Source organism: Butyrivibrio sp. AE2032, from assembly GCF_000702965.1.
Genome location: NZ_JNLF01000005.1, coordinates 449,631 through 469,371, shown reverse-complemented (window position 1 = coordinate 469,371; position 19,741 = coordinate 449,631). Strand labels below are relative to the sequence as shown.

Here is a 19,741-nt window from a genome sequence, read left to right as displayed (position 1 = left end):
GGGAGAACAGATGTCGTTGGGACGTGTCCGTAAACCGGCCAAAAGAGAATACTACGGAACGACTGAGCGCGATGTTGAGAAAAAGCGCGCACGCGTTTACATTATCTGTGCCCTTATCCTCATTATCTGCGGTATCCTGGACGTCATTTTCCTTATCGGTATCCTGGATCTTTAAGGGTTTTCGCTCACTGAGCGGTTGAAGCATTTTCTGTTTCTTTAAGCGTTTTACGGGTTCTTCATGCATCTTAATGGGTATGGAGAGCTTTTTTCGTATAAGAAAAGTATTGAGTCTCATATTTTTGCTGCTGTTTTTCGACGGCTTCTTTTTGCCTTTGTTTAAGAATGCTTGTTTTGCAGTATCTGTCATGTATCTGTTTTTCTTTCGTGTAGCTTTTCGTTGATGAACACTGTTTTATTTCGAACACATGAAATTGCTATGAACCAATAAAACATGGCATTTGGCCACTTTTGGAGAGAGTGCCGAAAATTGAGACTTGTCTCACGGGGTGCCAATTAGTCTCAATGTTGGGTAAAGGGATTGAAGTCGGTTCTTGTTGTTCAGATAATCTATTTATAGTTCCGAAAAGGAGGCGTACCTACGAAATATCTTTATTTCGATTATTCGGAGGTACATTTGAGCATAATTTGAGGCTTTAGGGACTAAGGCGTACCCCCAAATTGATATTAATTCAAAATTCGTAGGTACGTCTGACTGCTTTTTTAGCTGAACATAACTAAAATGCACCTCTATTTTTCTCGAAAATAGAAATTCGTAGGCACGCTAACAAACGGGGTTAAGGAGGCAGAATATGCAAGTATATAATTCTGAAGCGCTGATAAATGATCTGTTGTTACATGCGACAGAAATAGAAAACACGGTTAAATCATTAAACAAACGGATTAAAGATGCTCCGATGGGTTCTTTACGTATACTGAAAAAAAGAAAGAGTTATCAGTATTATCAGAGGGTAAGAGCATATGACAATTCAGGCAGATACATTGCTGCTAAAGACCGTGATCTTGCCGCCAAACTCGCTCAAAAGGACTACGACCAAAAGCTTCTGGCCGTGCTGAAAGAACAGAAAAAGACGATCGAACAGTTTCTGAAAGACTTTGATCCCGATGCGGCCCGGCAGGTTTACGAAAAATTGAAAGAACCGAGAAAGCAGTTGGTGAAGTCAGAATTCCTGAGTGATGAGGAATTTATTGAACGGTGGCAGAATACACCGTACACCAGGCTCGGATTCGGTAAGAAAGACCCGGAATTCTATACAACACGCGGTGAACGAGTGCGGTCTAAGTCGGAGATACTGATAGCTGATGCGCTGCTGAGAAATAACATCCCTTACCGTTATGAATATCCTGTCACACACGACGGTGTGATCTTTGCGGCACCTGACTTTAACTGCCTGAATGTCAGGCTCAGGAAGGATTACTATTGGGAACACCTGGGCATGATGGGAAAGGAGGACTATGCAGAGAGGAATGTCAGTAAGATCGACAAATATGTGTTGGCGGATGACTTTGATATAAAAAGCCTTATCCTGACAATGGAGACGGAAGCGCATCCGCTGAATACAAAAGTTATAGAGGAGATGATCAGAAGGTATCTGATATAGCCCATCCTTCAGAACTCCCAGGCGATATCTGATCTGAGTTCCGGAATGGACTGAATAATCTCAGGCATGTCGCCCTTTCTGTAATAGCTTTCAATTGCAAAAACACAACCTCTCGTATATACTTACACCCGTAAAATATTAATAATATAGGGAGCAAGATAATGAGAGTTTCCAATCTTTTTATGGCTACACAAAGAGAGATCCCTGCTGATGCCGAGATCCCTTCACACAGACTGATGCTCAGAGCGGGCCTTATCCGCAAGATGGCATCCGGCGTTTATTCGTTCATGCCCATGGGCTACCGCACCTACAAGAAGGTTGAGGCAGTCATCAGGGAAGAGATGGACAAGGCAGGAGCACAGGAACTCATAATGCCGGCACTTCTGCCTGCTGAGGCTTATCAGGGTTCGGGAAGATGGGAGAAGTTCGGTCCCGAGATGTTCAGGCTTACAGACCGCGGCGGCAGATCTTTCTGCCTGGGTCCCACGCATGAAGAGCCTTTTACGGAAGCAGTAAGGGATTCCATCAGATCTTACAAGCAGCTCCCTGTTACCCTTTATCAGATCCAGCACAAGTACAGAGATGAGAAGCGTCCGAGATTCGGCGTCATCAGAGCAAGAGAGTTTGTTATGAAGGACGCTTATTCTTTCGACGTTGACGAGGCTGGTCTTGATATCTCATACAAGAAGATGTACGACGCTTACAGAGCGATCTTCGACAGACTCGGACTTGACTACACGATCGTTGATGCCGATTCAGGCGCAATGGGCGGTTCCGGTTCCCAGGAATTCATGGTAAAGAGTGAAGTCGGCGAGGATGCCATCTGCTTCTGCGACGAGTGCGGTTATGCCGCAAACGAGGAGAAGGCAGGCTGGACGAGAGGCGCTGCCCAGGAAGGTGAGGAACTCGCAATCGAGAAGATCCATACTCCTGACGTAAAGACAATAGAGGAACTCTGCGGTTATTTGAACTGCGGACCTGACGCATTCGTAAAGACGATCCTCTACAACATTGACGGCAAGTTCGTTGCCGCTATGTGCAGAGGTGACAGAGACATTAACGAGACAAAGCTCGGCAACCTCTATGATGCAACCGAGATGGAACTTGCGGCATTTGCGGATGTTGAGATGATCACAGGCGCAAAGGTAGGCTTCGCAGGCCCTGTCGGACTTAAGCAGAAGATCGATATCGTAGTCGATCCGGAAGTTACCGGCATGAAGAACTTTGTAGTCGGCGCATGCGAGACGGACTACCATTTCAAGAACGTTAATATCGGAAGAGATTTCGAAGCCGATCAGGTTGCCGATATCACTAACGCAAAGGCAGGCGATATCTGCCCCAAGTGCGGCAAGGGCAAGCTCGGCATGGCAAGAGGCGTCGAAGTCGGACACATCTTCAAGCTCGGCACAAAGTATTCCGATGCTCTGGGATGCATCTATCTCGACAACAACGGCAAGGAACACAGCATGGTAATGGGATGCTACGGCATCGGCGTTTCGAGAGTCCTTGCTGCCATCATCGAGCAGTATCACGATGACGACGGTATCATCTGGCCTTCCATCGTTGCGCCTTACAAGGTCATCGTCGTTCCCACAAAGGCAAATGACGAGGAGATCATGGGCGTTGCGGAGAAGATCTATGCCGATCTTACTGCTGCAGGCTGTGAAGTCCTTATTGATGACAGAAACGAGCGCCCCGGCGTCAAGTTCAAGGACGCAGACCTTTTGGGTATCCCGCTCCGCATCACTGTCGGAAGAAGGGCAGGCGAAGGCATCGTTGAAGTTAAGAGGAGAGATTCCAGCGAGACTGCCGAGATCACGGTAGATGAAGCTGTCAAGGCTGCCAAGGAGATCTGAACTTGTTCTTAAGGATCGTCACATCACTGATCCTCTGCGCGTCTTTCACGCTCGCTTCTTTTCCGGGATTTCTGGAAAGGAAAGGCGAATTCACGCGCGCTTCCTATGACTCATACACATTAACGCTCTGCGACGGAGAGACTCTCGAAATGAAACTCGCCGGCGGGAGCGTTATATTTGTCTCATCGGATCCCTCAAGGTCTTATACCGTCGTTCTTGCCAAGGCAAAGGACAACAACGTGGTGAAGAACCTCACGGGAGGCGGTGAGTCGTTTATCCTGGATATCGTGAACTTCATGGATGAAGACCAACTTTATTATCTCGTTATCGAATATGAAGCATACGGTCTTGAAGTAACCAACGGCGATAATGTGATCGTCAGGAAAGGCGATAATGTCTTTTTCTGGAAATCGGCAAATTATGAGTACAATCTCAATACCTGTTCCGAGCTCTGGACCGACGAACAGTCGCTTAATGAGTGCCTCGAACCCCAAAATGACATCGAGTGCGACGATCCCGTACTCATTGCTTATTCCAACCGCATATGTGACGGCGCAGCTGACGATTGGGAGAAGGTATTCCGCATCTACTATTACATTGCCACCGAGATGGCATACGATGAGACAGAGGCCGGTGATGCATCGGGCGGTTATCAGGACGGTGCGGTAGCCGTGTTAAGAGACGGAAAGACAATCTGTGAAGGTTTCAGCAATGCTTTCACCGCACTCTGCAGGGCGCAGGGGATCCCGGCTGTTGTGGAGTTCGGCATAGGTTTTGCCGATTATAACGAGATGACAACCAGAATTCCGGTGGCTGAGGATTGGGCGGACCACGCGTGGGCTGCGGTATTCCTTGGCGGCAAGTGGCATTTCGTCGATCCCACATATGATATGGCGAGATTCTACAGCGGTCCGGACAAAGTCAAGACATACGATTATTCCACGTCCTACTATCTGCTGCCGCTTGAATCGTTTTCGAACGATCACAGGATATTGGATGCCGACACCAGACACGGCATACCTTCGGCAGGATACTGCGGAGATTACGCGTCCTATGAGATAACGAGAGACGGTGTTTGCCACATCTCGGGCAGCGGAGAGATAAAGATGCCGGCAGGTGTCAATTGTTTCAACAAGATCGTTTTCGAGCCCGGCAGCAATATCACATCGATAGGCACTTTATGCTTCAGCGACTGTGACCTCATAACCACGGTCGTAATACCCGATACAGTAAAGCGTATCGAGGAATGCGCCTTTGATACCTGTGAGGACCTGGAATATGTCTATCTGCCCGAAGGGCTGGAATACATCGGAGATGAAGCTTTCGATTACTGTGATGAACTGAGCTATGTAAGAGTTCCCGATTCTGTTGAGAGCATCGGGACATGGGCGTTCGACGACTGCCCGAGGCTCTACATCAGCGTCCCTTCACATCTTTCGGGTTTTGCGGACGATTACGACATCCAGCCGATGTTTATCGAGACCAGATAACGGCCGGACGGGAGCTTAAGGTTCCGCAAGACGGTCAGACGGAGAAGAATATGGCTTACATTGAATTCAGAAACGTTAAGAAGATATACAAGACGGGATCCGTCAATGTCACCGCACTTGACGGATGCGATTTCTTCATAGAGAAAGGCGAGCTTTGCGTAATAGTCGGCCAGTCAGGCGCGGGCAAGACTACGCTGCTCAATATCCTCGGAGGAATGGACAGGCTTACAACGGGTGAGGTCTTTCTGGACGGCAAGGAGATCTCAAGGCTCGGTGCTAACGAACTCGCGCTGTTCAGAAGACAGAATGTCGGATTCGTATTCCAGTTTTACAACCTGATACCGAACCTTACCGCGATCGAGAATGTCGAGATGGCGGCTCAGCTCGTAAAAGATCCGATCGACTGCGATCTCCTCATGAGGGAAGTCGGTCTGGCAGACCGTGTAAATAACTTCCCGGCGCAGCTCTCGGGCGGTGAGCAGCAGAGAGTCGCGATAGCAAGGGCTATTGCAAAGAACCCCAAGCTGCTTTTATGCGATGAGCCTACGGGAGCTTTAGACTATCAGACGGGAAAGGCGATACTGAAGCTTTTGCAGTCCTTAAGCAATGAGAAGGGCATGACCGTCGTCATAATAACGCACAACTCGGCGCTTACGGCTATGGCTGACAGAGTCATCAGAGTAAAGAACGGAAAGATCACGAGTAACGTGATCAATGAGAGACCGGTTAACGTAGATACTATCGAGTGGTAATGAAACCTTACGCAAAGACCATCTTAAGATCCATCAGGATGACGCTCCCCAGATTTCTCGCGATATTCGCGATAATCGCTCTGGGCGTCGGTTTCTTCGCGGGTCTGAAGGTAACCACGCCGTCGTTTGTCGCGACTGCCGATAAGTATACGAAAGATTATGCCATGTTCGACTTTAAACTCCTGTCGACAATAGGTTTTACCGATGATGATATAGAAGAACTGGCAAGCCGCACGTCCTGCGTGGTTGAAGGTGCTTATTCGGCCGATTGCTCGGCCTATCTTGGAGAAAGCCTGAGCGCTGATACCGTGAGGTTCATTTCGATCACCGAAAACGTCAACAAGATCAAGATGGAATCAGGACGTCTTCCTTTACGAGACGATGAGGTTGTGGCAGATGCGTATATGCTTCCTTCGGTAGAACCCGGAACAAAGCTCGTTATCGCCGATGAGACATCGGAGAATGCCATGAAGATGTTCAAGTACAGGGAGTATACGGTCGTAGGTACTGCCAGGTCTCCGGTATACATGAATTTTCAGCGCGGCACTTCGAATGAAGGTTCAGGAAAAGTTTCCTTCTATGTTTGCGCGCTTCCCGGGGCATTCGATTCCGAATACTATACCGAAGCGTATCTGTATGCTGATAACGGACTTTATCTCTATTCCGACGAGTATAAGGAATGGGCGGAAAAAGCCGAATCACAATATAAAGTTGCTCTCTCAGGTGTCATAAACGACAGGTTCGAGTCTCTCCTCAGGGAAGAATACGACAAGCTCTACGACGGTATGGACGAATTCAGAGACGGAATAAACGAAGGCCGCGACGAGCTCAAGGACGGGCGTGCAGCGCTTGACGATGCCAAAAAGGAACTTGAGGATGCCCAGGCTGAGATCGATAAAAACCGTATAGAGCTTGAAGAAGGCAAGAAGACTCTGGACAGTTCGAAAAAGGAGATCGATGCTTACAGTAAGGAACTTACATCCACGAAAGTATTGCTCGATGCCGCGGGACAGAGGGTCGAGAAAGCTAAGACGGAGATGGAGAGTATAAAGAGCGATGTCGATTCTCTTTATTCCGAGATAACGGAAGGCCGTTCTGAAATAAGAAAATCGAGGATGGAGATCGAGGCGAGACTGTCTGCGCTCGAGTATCTCGAAGGAACATATGAATCTGTTTTGGCTTCCATTGATGCGGGGATAGAGAACAACAAGGCAAGGCTCGAAGAGGCGGACAACGATTGGGAAAAAGCGATCATCCAGGCCCAGATCGATGTTCAGGAGCAGAACCGCGAGACGAATGCCAAGGCGCTCGAGGCAGCTCAAAAGGAAACGGAGCGCCTCAACGGCAAGCTTGAAGAACTTGATGAAGATGAGAAGGCATTGGACGAAAAGCAGAAGGAATATGAAGGCAAGATAGCCTCATATAATGAAGTGTATCAGTCGTATATGTCCGACAAGATCCAGTACGATATGGGCGTAAAGGAATATGAGAGTTCCAAGGCACAGTTTGACAGTGCTTATGCTCAATATCTCGACGGAGTCTCACAATACAATGAGGGGCAGAGGAAACTGAACGAAGCCCAGACCAAGGTCGATGACGGCTGGAAGCAATACCACGAAGGTGTTTATGAACTCTGGCAGGGATATTCTGAATTTTCCTATAAGGCGGAAACGGTATTCAGGTCGGATCTGGTTTACGGTTTCATGCTCATAGACAGTGTTGACGATCCCGAGACTTATATTCTCGGAAGGGACAAGAATACCGGTTATGTCTGTTTCGACAACGATTCCAGGATAGTTGACGGTATTGCCACCGTTTTCCCGGTGTTCTTCTTTGCGATAGCCGCACTCGTGTGCTCCACCACCATGAGCAGGATGGTAAGCGATGAGAGAGGCATCATCGGCACTATGAGGGCTCTCGGTTATTCTGATACCGCGATAGTAATGAAGTATGCGGTCTATGCCGGTTCTGCTTCCATATTGGGCGGCGTTCTCGGATTCATGGGCGGTACGAAGCTTTTCCCGGCTGTCATCTGGGAAGTATATGCGATGATGTACGGCTTTACGACTCTTAATTTCAGTTCCAGCATACCGCTGTTCTGTCTGTCTCTGGCCGTTGCACTCATCTGTACTGTCGGCGTATCCATAATCTCTGTTATGTCGACACTGACCGGAATGCCTGCCGAACTCATAAGACCGAAAGCTCCGCTTCCCGGAAAGCGAATCCTTCTGGAATACATTCCGTTTATTTGGAAAAAACTCAAGTTCCTGCATAAGGTGTCGCTGCGTAACGTCTTCCGCTTTAAGAAGAGAATGTGGATGATGATCGTCGGCATCGCGGGATGCACCGCGCTCCTGCTTACCGCATTCGGACTTTACGATTCTATATGCAATATCGTTGATACCCAGTTCGACAACATAATGAGATATGACATTGCCGCCACTTTCGACAGTAAGTACAGACAGTACGAGATAAGGGAAGCTGCCGATGCCGCGCGCGAAGCCACGTCCGTTAAGTGCGAATATGCCGTGGTAAAGAGCGATACAGCCAAGAACAACGGCTCCGGGTATGTGAGGGATCTCTCGGTATTCGTTACCGATGACGTTAATGCCTTAACTATTTTCGGACTTACAGACTACAAGACCGGTGAACAGTTGGCGTGGCCAGCTGACGGCGAGGTGGCCATCTCCCAAAAGCTCGCCGACAAGAATAATGTCAAGCCCGGCGGCAGTATAACATTGTTATACGGTGATGAAGAGCGTCCTGTAACGCTTAAGGTAAGTTCTGTCTTTACGAACTATACTTTCCATTATGTGATGATGACGCCATCCACTTACAGGGAGTATTTCGGCAAACCATATACTCCCGAAACGCTTCTGGTCGCCGTCGAGAGTAAGACGCACGATGATGCCTATGCAGTCGCTGAATATCTTTCAGACAATTATGAACTGGCGACCTGGTCATCTACTGCCGATTCCAGGGAAAGTTTTGCCAAGACGATGGAAAGGATGAATTACGTCATAATTCTCGTCATCGCATGTGCAGCTGCGCTTGCTTTCATCGTACTGTTCAACCTCAACAACATAAACATTACGGAACGCATAAGAGAGATCGCCACGCTGAAGGTCATGGGATTTAACCGCAGGGAGACAGGCGCTTATGTCACCCGCGAAAACATCATGCTGGTGCTTATGGGTTATATCGTGGGACTGCCTCTCGGCTTCCTGCTGCACAGGTACGTCATGGCGCAGATAGCCATGGACATGATCACTTATGACATCCGGATCGATCTGATAAGTTATCTCTATTCTCTTGCCTTTGTATTGGCATTCTCGACAGTCGTAAATCTGATAATGCGTGCGAAGATCGAAAAGATCAACATGGCTGAATCGCTGAAGAGTGCAGAATAATAATGCCGGCGCTGTGCGCAGGTACCTGAAAATGCCTTTTGTGAGAAAAACCTGATATCAGGTGCTCTGTTCGCCCTCGCCGTTCATCCAGCTCTGGTGATAGTTCTTGCGGCGGTACTCTTCGGGAGTCATGCCGGTCGACTTCTTGAAGACCTGGATAAAGTGAGACTGGGAAGAGAACCCAAGGTAGTTAGCGATCGTGAGTGAAGACTCGTCCAGATGCCTTAACATGTTGCAGGCGACGTTTATCTTCTGATCCCTTATGTAACGGCTTAATGTAATGCCCATTTCCTGCTTGAAGAGCTTGGAAAGATAGCTCGAGTTAAGTGAAAGTGAGTCAGCGATGGACTCGACCGTGAGGTTCTCCTGGATGTGGGACCTGATGTAGTCGATAGCGACCACGATGTGGCGCGATACGACGCGGTTCTTTGAAAGGTCGCTCATCTTGCGGCAGTATGTGCGGAGAAGGTCGTTCTGGATGCTGTAGACCTCTTCGACGGAACTTGCGGCATCGATCAGCTCGATGTAGATATCACTAAGGTTATATGCGACGGAGATCTCAAGACCTGCTTCGATGCAGAATCTGCTGACGAGGGCAGTGAGGATGACCGTGTGATATTTGAAGTTGCGGAGCTTGTCGGGACTCAAAACACCGAGAGTCTGGGTTTCTGCCATTGATTTAAGGCCTTCTTCCAATCTGTGGTAGTTGCCGCTGGCAACGATCTCATAGAAGCTGATCTCGGTATTGTATGCGACCTGGCGGTTGCCGGATTCGCCTTCATTCATAAGTCTTTTGGCTAATTCTTTCTCGATGTTCATAGACTATACCCCGGTTCCATTTAGGATTGATTATCAAAAAATGTTGAATCTATTGCTAAAATTGTATATTTCTTTCATTGTTATGTAAAGAATACCTGAAAACAGGAAAAACATTTTTCGCAAAGGTTGTCCAAAACTTAACCTGAACAGGCTTTTACGGCTTAAAATCTTATTGAGTTATTGACTGAAAAGTAATAGAATTTTAAGGTAGAAAAAATAGGGAGGCGTGCATTCATGACGGATGAACTTAAAGACATAATCTATGCCGATTTGTTCAGATATACAGGTAACGCGCGCCGCTATAAGAACATCTACGCCTGCTATCTCGAGGAGAGAAGGTCCAGCCCGGAGTTCAGCTATATAAGCGTTATGAGGCGTACCCGCTACTACTACGACCAGCTCAACAAGTACGACGGTATCAGGAAAAAACTCTATCAGATCAAGTTTGCGGTAAGCAACTTCAGACTCGACAGGCTGAGCCGTAAATATCATTTCCAGATCCCCTATGATACAGAGATCGGCAAGGGCTTCTATCTGGCGCATTTCGGACGCGTAATAATCCACCCGAAGAGCGTAATCGGCCATAACGTCAACGTTTCCACGGGCGTAGTCATCGGAACCCAGTTCAGAGGAAAGAGAAAGGGTTCACCCCATATCGGCAATTACGTTTGGATCGGCGCAAATGCCGTTATCGTAGGCAATATCAGGATCGGCAATAATGTTCTTATCGCCCCCGGTGCCTATGTTAACTTCGACGTTCCGGACGGTTCCATCGTAATCGGCAACCCCGGTCTCATCAGAAGGTCGCCGGGCGCTACGCTCAATTACATCAACAACACGATCCTCTTCGACGAATACAACGTCAGTTCGAGCGGAGTCAAGCAGTGGTAGGACGATAGATGACGGCAGATCCCTTGTTTTTCAGACATAACAGAGAGCGCTTAGCTGCCGCGTTGCCGGACCGCACCGCGGCGTTGTTTTTCTCGGGCGAAGAAAAGCACATGTCCCTTGATTCGGATTACCGCTTTTTCGTTGACCGCAATTTCTTTTATCTGACAGGACTTGGGTGTTCCGGCTTCGTGCTCGTCATCGAGAAGGAAGACGGCAGGGTAAAGACCGGTATCTATGCGCCTGCGAGAGACTCCATGAAGGAGCGCTGGCACGGCAAGAGGATGGACCTGTCCGATATTGCAGCCATTGCGGGACTTTCAGCTGAAGAGGTCTTTGATCTCGAGAAATATGAGGAAAAAGAGTTCGAACTCAAAAGAGACACGGATATCACCGTTTTTCTGGACAGTTCGTCTGTCATGACCAGGCCTGCCGAGCTTAAGGCTCAGATCGAAAAGGACGGCAGGAAGGTAAAGGATGTCTCGGAGATAACGACTTCTCTGCGTCTGATAAAGGAGCCTTTGGAATATGAATCCATCAGGGAAGCCGCAAGGATCACCGAGGAAGCGATAGAAGAGATGAAGACGCTTATAAGACCGGGTGTGTCCGAGTACGAACTTTATCTCAAACTCGAGTATGAGATGGCGAAAAGGAGTTCGATGGCATTTGCCTTCGAGACCATCGTCTCATGTGGGAAGAATGCTTTCTATCTTCACCATTCGGAGCCTGAAAAGGACGGCGACGGCATAGCAAAGGAAGGTTCGATCATACAGATCGACTGCGGTGCGAGAATTAACGGCTACTGCGCTGATATCTCGAGAGTCTTCTTTGTCGGGGAGCCTGAAGATGAGAGCGATAAGAGAATGAAGCTTTTGGGACTTATCCAAGACTTAAGAAAGGCTGCTTTCGGTTTTATCGCACCCGGGAAAACGTTCGCTTCCCTTAATTCACAAATGTATGACATCGCCGGCAAATGGCTTGCAGGACAGGGTCTGATACCTGATAATTTTACCGAAGAGGATGTTCGCCGCTACTACTGGCACAACACCTCTCATTTCATCGGACTGGACGTTCACGATGTCGGCCCGAGGGACAAGGAATTTGAAGCGGGTAATTGTCTTGCGGTTGAGCCCGGTGTATATATCCCCGAGTGGGACATCGGCTTCAGGATCGAGGACGACTGCCTGGTTACGGAAGACGGCTGCCTGCTCCTGAGCTCCGGGAAGGACAGCCCGGAGGGAATAATTGTCGGATAACAGTTCACCCATAACCGCCATTCTCGTTGCGGTACTGATAGTGCTTGTGCTCATCCTGGTCGCAGGAGGCCTTTTCGTGCTCTATAAATCCTATACCGACAACATCTTCAGACAGGTATTCAGCAGGCCGAAGCCCCTGCCTCAGGTCGACAGGTCACCCAAGCAGATCGACCGGAGCACTCTCATGGGGCGCGGAAAGAACTGGTTCTATACATTCCACAATGAATGGCTCGGTGTCAGGACGACATCCTTTGACGGATGCAAGCTGTCAGGATATTACAGGCCTTCATCGGATTCCACATGCAGGAGCATGGTTATCCTGGTTCACGGCTACGATGAAGCTCCTGCCGAGATGGCCGCATATGCAAGACTCATGATGCGCAAGGTCCAGTGCCACTGCATAATCACGCACATGAGGGCGCATGGCATGAGCGGCGGGAAGAACTTCACATGGGGTCTTATGGAGAGCGTCGATCTCGATGCCTGGTTTGCTTTTACAAAAAGACGTTTAGGACCTTATTGCAGAATATATCTGGTCGGAAGGGGAGCTGGCGCGACGGCATGCCTTCTTGCCGCACAGCAGAAAGAATTTGATCCTAATGTCTGCGGAATTATTGCCGATTCGCCGATGACTTCTCTTACGGGATATCTGAAGACCAGCCTGACACAGAGCACGAAGATGCCGGCCGACTGGATAATCGGCCATGTAAGAAAGGTTGCCCTGAAGAATTTCGGATTCGACATAAACAGATGCGATGCTGCTGCCCACGCAAGCTCGATCAAGGTGCCTGTCCTGATCTTCCAGGGAGGAGAGGATGAGATCACCACGCCCTCGCAGACAAGGGACATCTACGACAATCTCAGATGCCGAAAGAGGATGGCGATAGTCAATAATGCCAAGCATTTCGAAAGCTATGAGAAGTCACCTGCGATGTACGAGCGCGAGGTCCAGAAGTTTATCGAATCCTGCATTTCAAGACTCGTTAAGATGGGAAGACTGTAATTTACGGCATACCTGATCCCGCTGATTCAACAAATTGCCGATAGCAGCTTATATTGACTATTTTTCAATTGATGATATAACCTACTAGCCTGATACGGAATGGATATCAGGCTTTAAATTTTTATATGGATGCAGAAAAGACAGTAAGACGCTCGATGATAGAAGGCAGCCTGTGGAACAAGATTCTCGGGTTTGCTTTTCCTTTGGCTTTGACGGGCATCCTCCAGCAGCTCTTTAATGCTGCGGATATAGCGGTCGTCGGCAACTTCACGGGTGAGATGGGCCAAGCCTGCATGGCAGCCGTAGGTGCCAATACTCCGATGATCGCACTTATCGTTAACTCATTTCTCGGAATCTCACTCGGAACAAATGTCGTTATAGCCAATGCCATAGGAAGAAGGGATGAAGAGGCTGTTCATAAGGCAGTTCACACCTCTCTGATCGTAGCTGTCATTGGCGGCGTTATCGTATCGCTTTTATGCGAACTCCTTGCAGAGCCTATCTTAAGGACTCAGAACATATCAGAGGAAGCCGTCGATATGGCGATTCTTTATTTCCGTATCTATGTCGGCGGTCTGCCTGTGATCCTTCTTTATAATTTCGAGGCCGCCATATTCAGGGGAGTGGGCAACACGAAGACTCCTTTCCTTGCTCTCGTAATCTCGGGTGTGGTAAATGTCGGAATGAATCTTCTCTTTGTCGTCGTGCTTCACCGCACTGTTGACGGTGTAGCAACTGCAACTGTCATTTCCAACGCATTGAGCAGTCTGATCCTGCTGTTCTTCTTAAAGAGATCCAAGAGCGAAGTTAAGTTCGACTGGAAAAAACTCAAGCTTGATTGGCGCATACTGGGTAAGATATTGAAGATAGGACTTCCTGCAAGTGCGCAGGCTTGCGTTTTCTCAACCGCGAACATCATTATACAGGCAGCGATCAACAGTCTCGGAACTACGGTTGCGGCTGCGTCTTCTGCAGCGTTCAATATCGAGATATTCTCTTATTACGTGCTTAACAGCTTCGGTCAGGCCTGCACTACGATAACAGGCCAGAACTTCGGCGCACGCAAGATCGACAGATGCATGAAGACATTAAAACTCTGCCTTCTGGAAGGCATAATCATAGAAGGCCTGATGGTCTTCACGCTTATCTTCTGGGGCAAGAACCTCATTGCGATCTTTAATCCCGCGCCTGAACTCGTGGAGATCGGCTATACGCGCGTGGTCCTCATAACTACGGCGCATCTGTTCTCACTGTTCTACGATGTCATCAGCGGATATTTGAGAGGCTACGGAATATCCCTGTCTCCTGCGATCGTAACTATGGTATGCATCTGCGGAATAAGACTCGTGTGGATATACTCTGTGTTCACTCAGTTCCACACGTTTAAGTGCATCATGACTGTCTACCCGATAAGTCTCGGCACGACTGCTGTTGCGATGTTCATTCTGCTGCTGATCAAGCGCCCGTCGAAAAAGTACAGCTAGCGTTTCCTTCACATTTGATTTGCCCCTTGCCTGTGCTAATATCTAGACATAAAAGTCAGGACGGTGGAGCATGGAAGAATACTCGGTAAACCAATACAGATTGCGTTATGTTGTTCCTTTTGAATTCAAAGATGAAGACTTTGATTTTGAAAAAGAGATAAATGAAGCAAACAGTAAACTTGCCGGGATCGGTTGGGAGCCTGCGCCTGTCATTCCGAAATTTGATAAAAACGGTAAGAAGGTTGAGACCGATGTCTACTACCACATTATTCGTGAGTTTGATCCGGAGAAAGGATCTGCCTGGAATAAGGATATAGAAAAGCGGATGGGGCTATACTGGCAAAATACAAAACTGGCTTCTGACCCCAAAAGAATATTGATGATCGGTGCCAGTAAAGATACTGATATGCCGTATCCCAATATCCTGATTGATATAAACGATGCCGGTCTGTATATCTTCCGTACAGGAATAGGTCTTTTATGGTATGAGGTTTCTTTGCAAAAACTCGTTCATGAAGGTGAAGGCTATACGATAGATGATGATGAGAAATTCATGAGCAGGACGCTCTGCTATTTTCAGTATCTGTTCAAGGAATTCAACAGGTTCAAATTGCTGTATGAGATAGATGGTGAGCCTAAACGGACAGATGATGGAAAGCCTCTTTATATTGTGGGAGAAAAGGCACGTCTGCTCGGCAACTGGGTCTGTGATCTTTTGGATCCGCTTTATGATAAGATCAGTTTTATATCTCAGAGAAGAAATATATTTTGGGATGACGAACCGCGCCCGGAGGGATTGCGCAGAAATGTTCCCGACAAGGCGCATCTGTTCTCCTGCGTTGTATTTGATTATGATGAGGAGTATGAATACAGCGAGGATGCTCTGAGAACAGCATACTATCTTTCGAACGGCTACAAAGAATCGTATAAGATGAGTTCGCAGTATGAATCTTTGGCAAGACGTCCGTTTGATAATGTCATTTGGTCCGCCTCGCGTGAAGGCTGCGGTTATTATGCCTGGCCGACAGGAAAAGGGAATGAAACCGATGAACCGTTTTTCTGCGGGAAGAAACACAGTGATAAAGTGGTCAATGATTATTTCACCATGTATATCCGCGTTCTGTATATTTCCTGTTCTCTTTTCAGGTATGCCAGATTTGCATCTTCATATACGATTATTCCGTGCGATATAAAGCGTTATGCTGATGATGAAGAGACAGAGAAAATCAATGATAACATCAAAAAACTCAGTCTCAAGATCAATATTTTCCTGACAAAGAGCATCCTTACATCTGTCAGTCATATCCAGCATCAGAACGAGTTCTATTCATATCTGATGGAACGTCTCAATGTTGAGGAAGACATTAAGAGCGTAACCATGGGACTTGATGCCCTGAATGAAATGTCTGCACGTATGGTTGAAGATAAGAGAAGGAAAGTCCAGGAGGAAGATGACAGGGCCGAGCGAAAGAGCGAGAGCAGATTCCAGGCCGGATTGGGTCTTATGACATTCCTGGCATTCTTCTCTGCTGTGGCAGATTCATTGGGGATAATCGCATTCTTCACTCAGTCCGGAGAGTGGCCTGCTTATGCCTTAGGAGTCAAGATCATTGGAGCAGTGATGCTTGCACTGTGTGTTGTTACATGTTTTATCGCACTCCGGGTTTCAGTTCCGATGATCAGGGAAGTGCTTTCGTCACGTGATAAAGATAAGAAAGGCCAGACAAAATAAATTGATATTTTCAATATATCGAAATAGTGCGTTTTCAGACCTTGTAAATCTGAAAACGTTATAGTATATTTGTCGCGACAAACGGAAAACGGGGAGCCTTAAAACGGCTGAGAGGGATTTAAGATCCGACCCGCTGAACCTGACGGATAATGCCGGCGTAGGGAACCAAGTATAATTTTTCGATCCTCTTGTCATAGGCATGACCTGTCTGGTCAGCAGACTCCACCGAGTCACCGTGACGGAGGTGTTTTTATGTCAAAACAATCACTTAATTCCAACCGTGAGTATATCCTGAGGATATCCACGGGTGGCATCTGCCTGGCACTGGCTTTCGTGCTTTCGCAGCTGAAACTTTTCGAGATGCCGATGGGCGGAACAGTTACTCCCGCATCGACGCTGCCGATCATCGTATACGGCGTCGCTTTCGGACCGGTATGGGGCTTCATCATCTCGTTCATCTTCAGTCTCCTTCAGCTGATCGGAGGTTATCTCGTAACGCCTTTCCAGGTTATCCTCGACTATACAATCGGATACACTGCGCTTGGTATTGCGGGCTTTGCAGCTCTTAAGCCCGGATCCAGGATGAAGATGTCCAGTGCGCTCAACAGATTCAGGAACTCAGCGCTCATCAGGATCATCGCATTTACTGTTTTAGCTTATATTGTTAGATGGCTCGGATCGGTCGCTTCAGGCGTTATCTTCTTTTCCGAATATGCAGAAGGTTCAGGCTATGACAGCGCTCTTGTTTATTCAATGGTATATAACGGATCTTTCCTTCTTGCAGACCTTGCGATCCTCGCAGTCGTTCTCGTTATCTTCTACATGGTCATTCCTTCTTCGAACGTCGACAATACTGTCGTTACGGTCCAGAAGTATACAGCCGAGTTCATCGGTACTTTCGTGCTCGTATTCGTAGGATGCGGTACTGCGATGGCAGTTGGCTGTGATGCTGCAAACGGCGGCGGATATATCCTCACGGCACTTGCATTCGGTCTCGTTATCGTCGCGATGGCATACTCCATCGGCAACATCTCAGGCTGCCATATCAACCCTGCAGTCTCACTCGCTATGCTCATCACAGGTAAGCTCTCCATAAAGGACTTCTGGGGTTATGTCGTATTCCAGATCCTCGGTGCCGTTTCAGGTGCGGGACTTCTCCAGTATCTGTTCTCGCTCGCAGGCAAGATCGACATGACAGGTGTATACGATGAGGTCGAGGAAGAGATGGCTTCATGGGGATTGGGTGCCAATACTCTTGCAGGAGTAAATGACAGCATTCCTGCAGGCATCATCATTGAGCTCATCCTCACATTCATATTCGTTCTTGCAATCCTGGGCGTAACCGACAGCAGGTTCAAGCACGGTTCATTCGGAGGTCTTGTCATCGGCCTTGCACTTGTGCTCGTACATATCCTCGGTATCAGTTTCACGGGAACTTCGGTCAATCCCGCACGTTCCATCGGACCTGCGATCCTTGCAGGCGGTGCGGCTCTGACAGACCTCTGGGTATTCATCATCGGACCTCTTGCGGGCGGTGCTCTCGCAGCGCTCATCTACCTGGGTATCTCAAAGGTAAAAGAGGAAGCACAGGCTGTTTCTGAGGAGTCTTCGAAGAAGAGCAGCAAATAAGTTTTGTGTTCATTTCAGGTATCCCTTGATACCGCTTTCCACGTAAACCTTCCGGCCGGACATCATATGGTTCCGGCCGGTAAGTTTTTGAGGGGAAAATTGGTATAATTGAGAAGTGATTCCGGACAGTAATACTGTCCCGATATGGGGGGAATGAAATGGATATAAAGATAGCGTTTTTGCAGATCCTGCCGGGAAAAGACATCCGCGAAAATCTCGAAAACGGGAAGCGTGCATGTATCGAAGCAAAGGAAAAAGGTGCTGACGTAGCGCTGTTCCCGGAGATGTGGAGCGACGGTTATTACCTGCCTCAGGATGATGAAGAAATAAAGAGCCTTGCCGTCGAAAAAGACGGTGACTTCGTTAATGCTTTCCGCAGTCTTGCCGAAGAACTTCAGATGGCAATAGGCATAACGTTCCTTGAGGTGCACGATCCTAAGCCTTTGAATTCGGTTGTGTTCTTTGACAGAACGGGTAATGAGATAATGCATTATTCAAAGGTACATACCTGTGACTTCTCGTTCGAAAGGGTTTTGTCGGGCGGAGACGGGTTCCGTGTGGCAGAACTTGATTTCGGCAGGGGAAAAGTAAAGTTCGGCTCCATGATCTGCTTTGACAGGGAGTTTCCCGAAAGCGCGAGGATACTTATGCTGAAAGGCGCGGAACTGATCCTTGCTCCGAATGCTTGTCCGATGGAGATAAACCGACTGTCCGCGTTAAGGACGAGGGCGTACGAGAACATGGTCGCGGTGGCAACGTGCAACTATCCGGAAGGACAGCCTGACTGCAACGGACATTCTTCGCTCTTTGACGGTGTGCCGTGGAAGCACGACGAGCCGGGCGTCAGGGATATGTGCGTGTTTGAAGCGCCCGGCGAACCGGGAGTCTATGTTGCATCACTCGATCTGGATGCTTTAAGAAAGCACAGAGCTGAAGACATTATGGGTGACAAATACAGACATCCCGAAGCTTACGGCATCCTTTCCGATACTTCAGTGAAGGGCGTTATAGGCGGGGAATTCGTACCCTGGTGACGGGGCTAAGAGGTGATCTATGTCAAAGCAGAATATTTTCGACAACGAGACATTTTTCGAAGGATATAAGAAACTCAGGGAACGCGAGGTAAATGCGAACGTGCTGTTCGAGATCCCGGCGCTCTTCTCGCTCCTGCCTGATATGACGGGAAAGGAAGTGCTCGATCTCGGATGCGGATTCGGCGAGCACTGCATGGCATTTGTTGAAAAGGGTGCATCTAAAGTCGTCGGCATCGACATCTCTGAAAAGATGCTGGAGGTGGCCAGAGAAGAAAACAGCGACCCCGCGATCACTTATCTTAATATGCCGATGGAAGACCTGGGCGGCCTTGACGGAATGTTCGATGTCGTGATCAGTTCTCTGGCCTTCCATTATGTGGAGGATTTTAAGAGCCTCATCGAAAACATATATGCGAAGACAAAACCCGGCGGTGTTTTTGTTTTCTCGCAGGAGCATCCTATAAATACGACCTACGGTAGCTGTGATTTCGAGCGCTGGACGAGGGACGGGAACGGTGAAAAGATATATGTAAATCTCGCAAATTACTGCCGTGAAGGTCTCAGGGAATCAGGCTGGTTCGTTGAGGGAGTAAAGAAATATCACCGCACGTTCTCGACCATAGTAAACACATTGGCGGAAGCGGGATTCACGATAGAAAAGATGATAGAGCCCGTGCCTGATGAGGAGATCATGAGAAAGCATCCGGAACAGAATGACCTGTTCCACAAGCCTGATTTCCTTGTTGTGAGAGCATCCAAAAGATAAAGG

The 19,741-nt window shown here is 48.2% G+C and carries 15 protein-coding genes and 1 riboswitch; of the genes, 14 read left to right on the top strand and 1 reads right to left on the bottom strand.

What is annotated here, in order from left to right:
• Positions 1 to 10 precede the first annotated feature (10 nt).
• The 6 genes from BO18_RS34980 to BO18_RS19740 all read left to right on the top strand — a co-directional run bounded on the left by BO18_RS34980 (position 11) and on the right by BO18_RS19740 (position 9,127).
• A complete protein-coding gene (locus BO18_RS34980) occupies positions 11 to 175 on the top strand; it encodes a hypothetical protein (RefSeq protein WP_185752522.1) in 165 nt (54 codons plus the stop codon).
• Positions 176 to 809: 634 nt separating this feature from the next.
• Positions 810 to 1,619 carry a hypothetical protein gene (locus BO18_RS19760; RefSeq protein ID WP_034449085.1) on the top strand — a complete coding sequence of 270 codons (810 nt, stop codon included), beginning with the start codon at positions 810 to 812 and terminating at the stop codon, positions 1,617 to 1,619.
• A gap of 161 nt (positions 1,620 to 1,780) precedes the next feature.
• The gene (locus tag BO18_RS19755; protein ID WP_034449084.1) at positions 1,781 to 3,475 is read left to right on the top strand and encodes a proline--tRNA ligase; all 1,695 of its coding nucleotides are present in this window, start codon (positions 1,781 to 1,783) and stop codon (positions 3,473 to 3,475) included.
• A 2-nt stretch (positions 3,476 to 3,477) separates the two neighbouring features.
• On the top strand, positions 3,478 to 4,965 hold the full coding sequence (locus BO18_RS19750; protein WP_034449083.1) for a leucine-rich repeat protein: 1,488 nt from the start codon (positions 3,478 to 3,480) through the stop codon (positions 4,963 to 4,965).
• Between the two features lie 50 nt (positions 4,966 to 5,015).
• The gene (locus BO18_RS19745; protein WP_034449081.1) at positions 5,016 to 5,717 is read left to right on the top strand and encodes an ABC transporter ATP-binding protein; all 702 of its coding nucleotides are present in this window, start codon (positions 5,016 to 5,018) and stop codon (positions 5,715 to 5,717) included.
• On the top strand, positions 5,717 to 9,127 hold the full coding sequence (locus BO18_RS19740; RefSeq protein WP_034449080.1) for an ABC transporter permease: 3,411 nt from the start codon (positions 5,717 to 5,719) through the stop codon (positions 9,125 to 9,127). The genes BO18_RS19745 and BO18_RS19740 overlap by 1 nt, the downstream gene beginning before the upstream one ends.
• A 57-nt stretch (positions 9,128 to 9,184) precedes the next feature.
• Here BO18_RS19740 and BO18_RS19735 read toward each other — a convergent pair whose 3' ends face one another.
• Positions 9,185 to 9,946, bottom strand: coding sequence for an AraC family transcriptional regulator (locus tag BO18_RS19735; protein ID WP_034449079.1), 762 nt, complete (start codon positions 9,944 to 9,946; stop codon positions 9,185 to 9,187).
• A gap of 234 nt (positions 9,947 to 10,180) precedes the next feature.
• Here BO18_RS19735 and BO18_RS33170 point away from each other — a divergent pair, with 234 nt between their 5' ends.
• From BO18_RS33170 to BO18_RS19695, 8 genes are all read left to right on the top strand, one after another.
• On the top strand, positions 10,181 to 10,837 hold the full coding sequence (locus tag BO18_RS33170) for a serine acetyltransferase (protein ID WP_051688983.1): 657 nt from the start codon (positions 10,181 to 10,183) through the stop codon (positions 10,835 to 10,837).
• A gap of 8 nt (positions 10,838 to 10,845) precedes the next feature.
• Positions 10,846 to 12,090, top strand: a complete 1,245-nt coding sequence (locus BO18_RS19725) for a M24 family metallopeptidase (protein ID WP_081861158.1) — start codon at positions 10,846 to 10,848, stop codon at positions 12,088 to 12,090.
• Entirely contained in the window at positions 12,080 to 13,093 is a 1,014-nt protein-coding gene (locus BO18_RS19720) for an alpha/beta hydrolase (protein WP_034449077.1), read from the top strand. The genes BO18_RS19725 and BO18_RS19720 overlap by 11 nt, the downstream gene beginning before the upstream one ends.
• Positions 13,094 to 13,218: 125 nt before the next feature.
• Positions 13,219 to 14,577, top strand: a complete 1,359-nt coding sequence (locus tag BO18_RS19715; RefSeq protein ID WP_051688982.1) for an MATE family efflux transporter — start codon at positions 13,219 to 13,221, stop codon at positions 14,575 to 14,577.
• 70 nt (positions 14,578 to 14,647) lie between these two features.
• Positions 14,648 to 16,309, top strand: a complete 1,662-nt coding sequence (locus BO18_RS19710; protein ID WP_034449076.1) for a hypothetical protein — start codon at positions 14,648 to 14,650, stop codon at positions 16,307 to 16,309.
• A gap of 79 nt (positions 16,310 to 16,388) precedes the next feature.
• Positions 16,389 to 16,490: riboswitch (TPP riboswitch) on the top strand.
• Between the two features lie 71 nt (positions 16,491 to 16,561).
• Positions 16,562 to 17,938 (top strand): MIP family channel protein, encoded by a 1,377-nt coding sequence (locus tag BO18_RS36315; RefSeq protein WP_185752521.1) that lies wholly within the window; start codon positions 16,562 to 16,564, stop codon positions 17,936 to 17,938.
• A gap of 158 nt (positions 17,939 to 18,096) precedes the next feature.
• Positions 18,097 to 18,972 carry a carbon-nitrogen hydrolase family protein gene (locus BO18_RS19700; RefSeq protein ID WP_034449075.1) on the top strand — a complete coding sequence of 292 codons (876 nt, stop codon included), beginning with the start codon at positions 18,097 to 18,099 and terminating at the stop codon, positions 18,970 to 18,972.
• A gap of 19 nt (positions 18,973 to 18,991) precedes the next feature.
• Entirely contained in the window at positions 18,992 to 19,738 is a 747-nt protein-coding gene (locus tag BO18_RS19695) for a class I SAM-dependent methyltransferase (RefSeq protein WP_034449073.1), read from the top strand.
• The last annotated feature ends 3 nt before the right edge of the window (positions 19,739 to 19,741 follow it).

Coding starts and splice junctions, on each gene's coding strand:
- BO18_RS34980 (WP_185752522.1), top strand. CDS start 11: ATGTCGTTGGGACGTGTCCGTAAACCGGCCAAAAGAGAATACTACGGA.
- BO18_RS19760 (WP_034449085.1), top strand. CDS start 810: ATGCAAGTATATAATTCTGAAGCGCTGATAAATGATCTGTTGTTACAT.
- BO18_RS19755 (WP_034449084.1), top strand. CDS start 1,781: ATGAGAGTTTCCAATCTTTTTATGGCTACACAAAGAGAGATCCCTGCT.
- BO18_RS19745 (WP_034449081.1), top strand. CDS start 5,016: ATGGCTTACATTGAATTCAGAAACGTTAAGAAGATATACAAGACGGGA.
- BO18_RS19740 (WP_034449080.1), top strand. CDS start 5,717: ATGAAACCTTACGCAAAGACCATCTTAAGATCCATCAGGATGACGCTC.
- BO18_RS19735 (WP_034449079.1), bottom strand. CDS start 9,946: ATGAACATCGAGAAAGAATTAGCCAAAAGACTTATGAATGAAGGCGAA.
- BO18_RS33170 (WP_051688983.1), top strand. CDS start 10,181: ATGACGGATGAACTTAAAGACATAATCTATGCCGATTTGTTCAGATAT.
- BO18_RS19725 (WP_081861158.1), top strand. CDS start 10,846: ATGACGGCAGATCCCTTGTTTTTCAGACATAACAGAGAGCGCTTAGCT.
- BO18_RS19715 (WP_051688982.1), top strand. CDS start 13,219: ATGGATGCAGAAAAGACAGTAAGACGCTCGATGATAGAAGGCAGCCTG.
- BO18_RS19710 (WP_034449076.1), top strand. CDS start 14,648: ATGGAAGAATACTCGGTAAACCAATACAGATTGCGTTATGTTGTTCCT.
- BO18_RS36315 (WP_185752521.1), top strand. CDS start 16,562: ATGTCAAAACAATCACTTAATTCCAACCGTGAGTATATCCTGAGGATA.
- BO18_RS19700 (WP_034449075.1), top strand. CDS start 18,097: ATGGATATAAAGATAGCGTTTTTGCAGATCCTGCCGGGAAAAGACATC.
- BO18_RS19695 (WP_034449073.1), top strand. CDS start 18,992: ATGTCAAAGCAGAATATTTTCGACAACGAGACATTTTTCGAAGGATAT.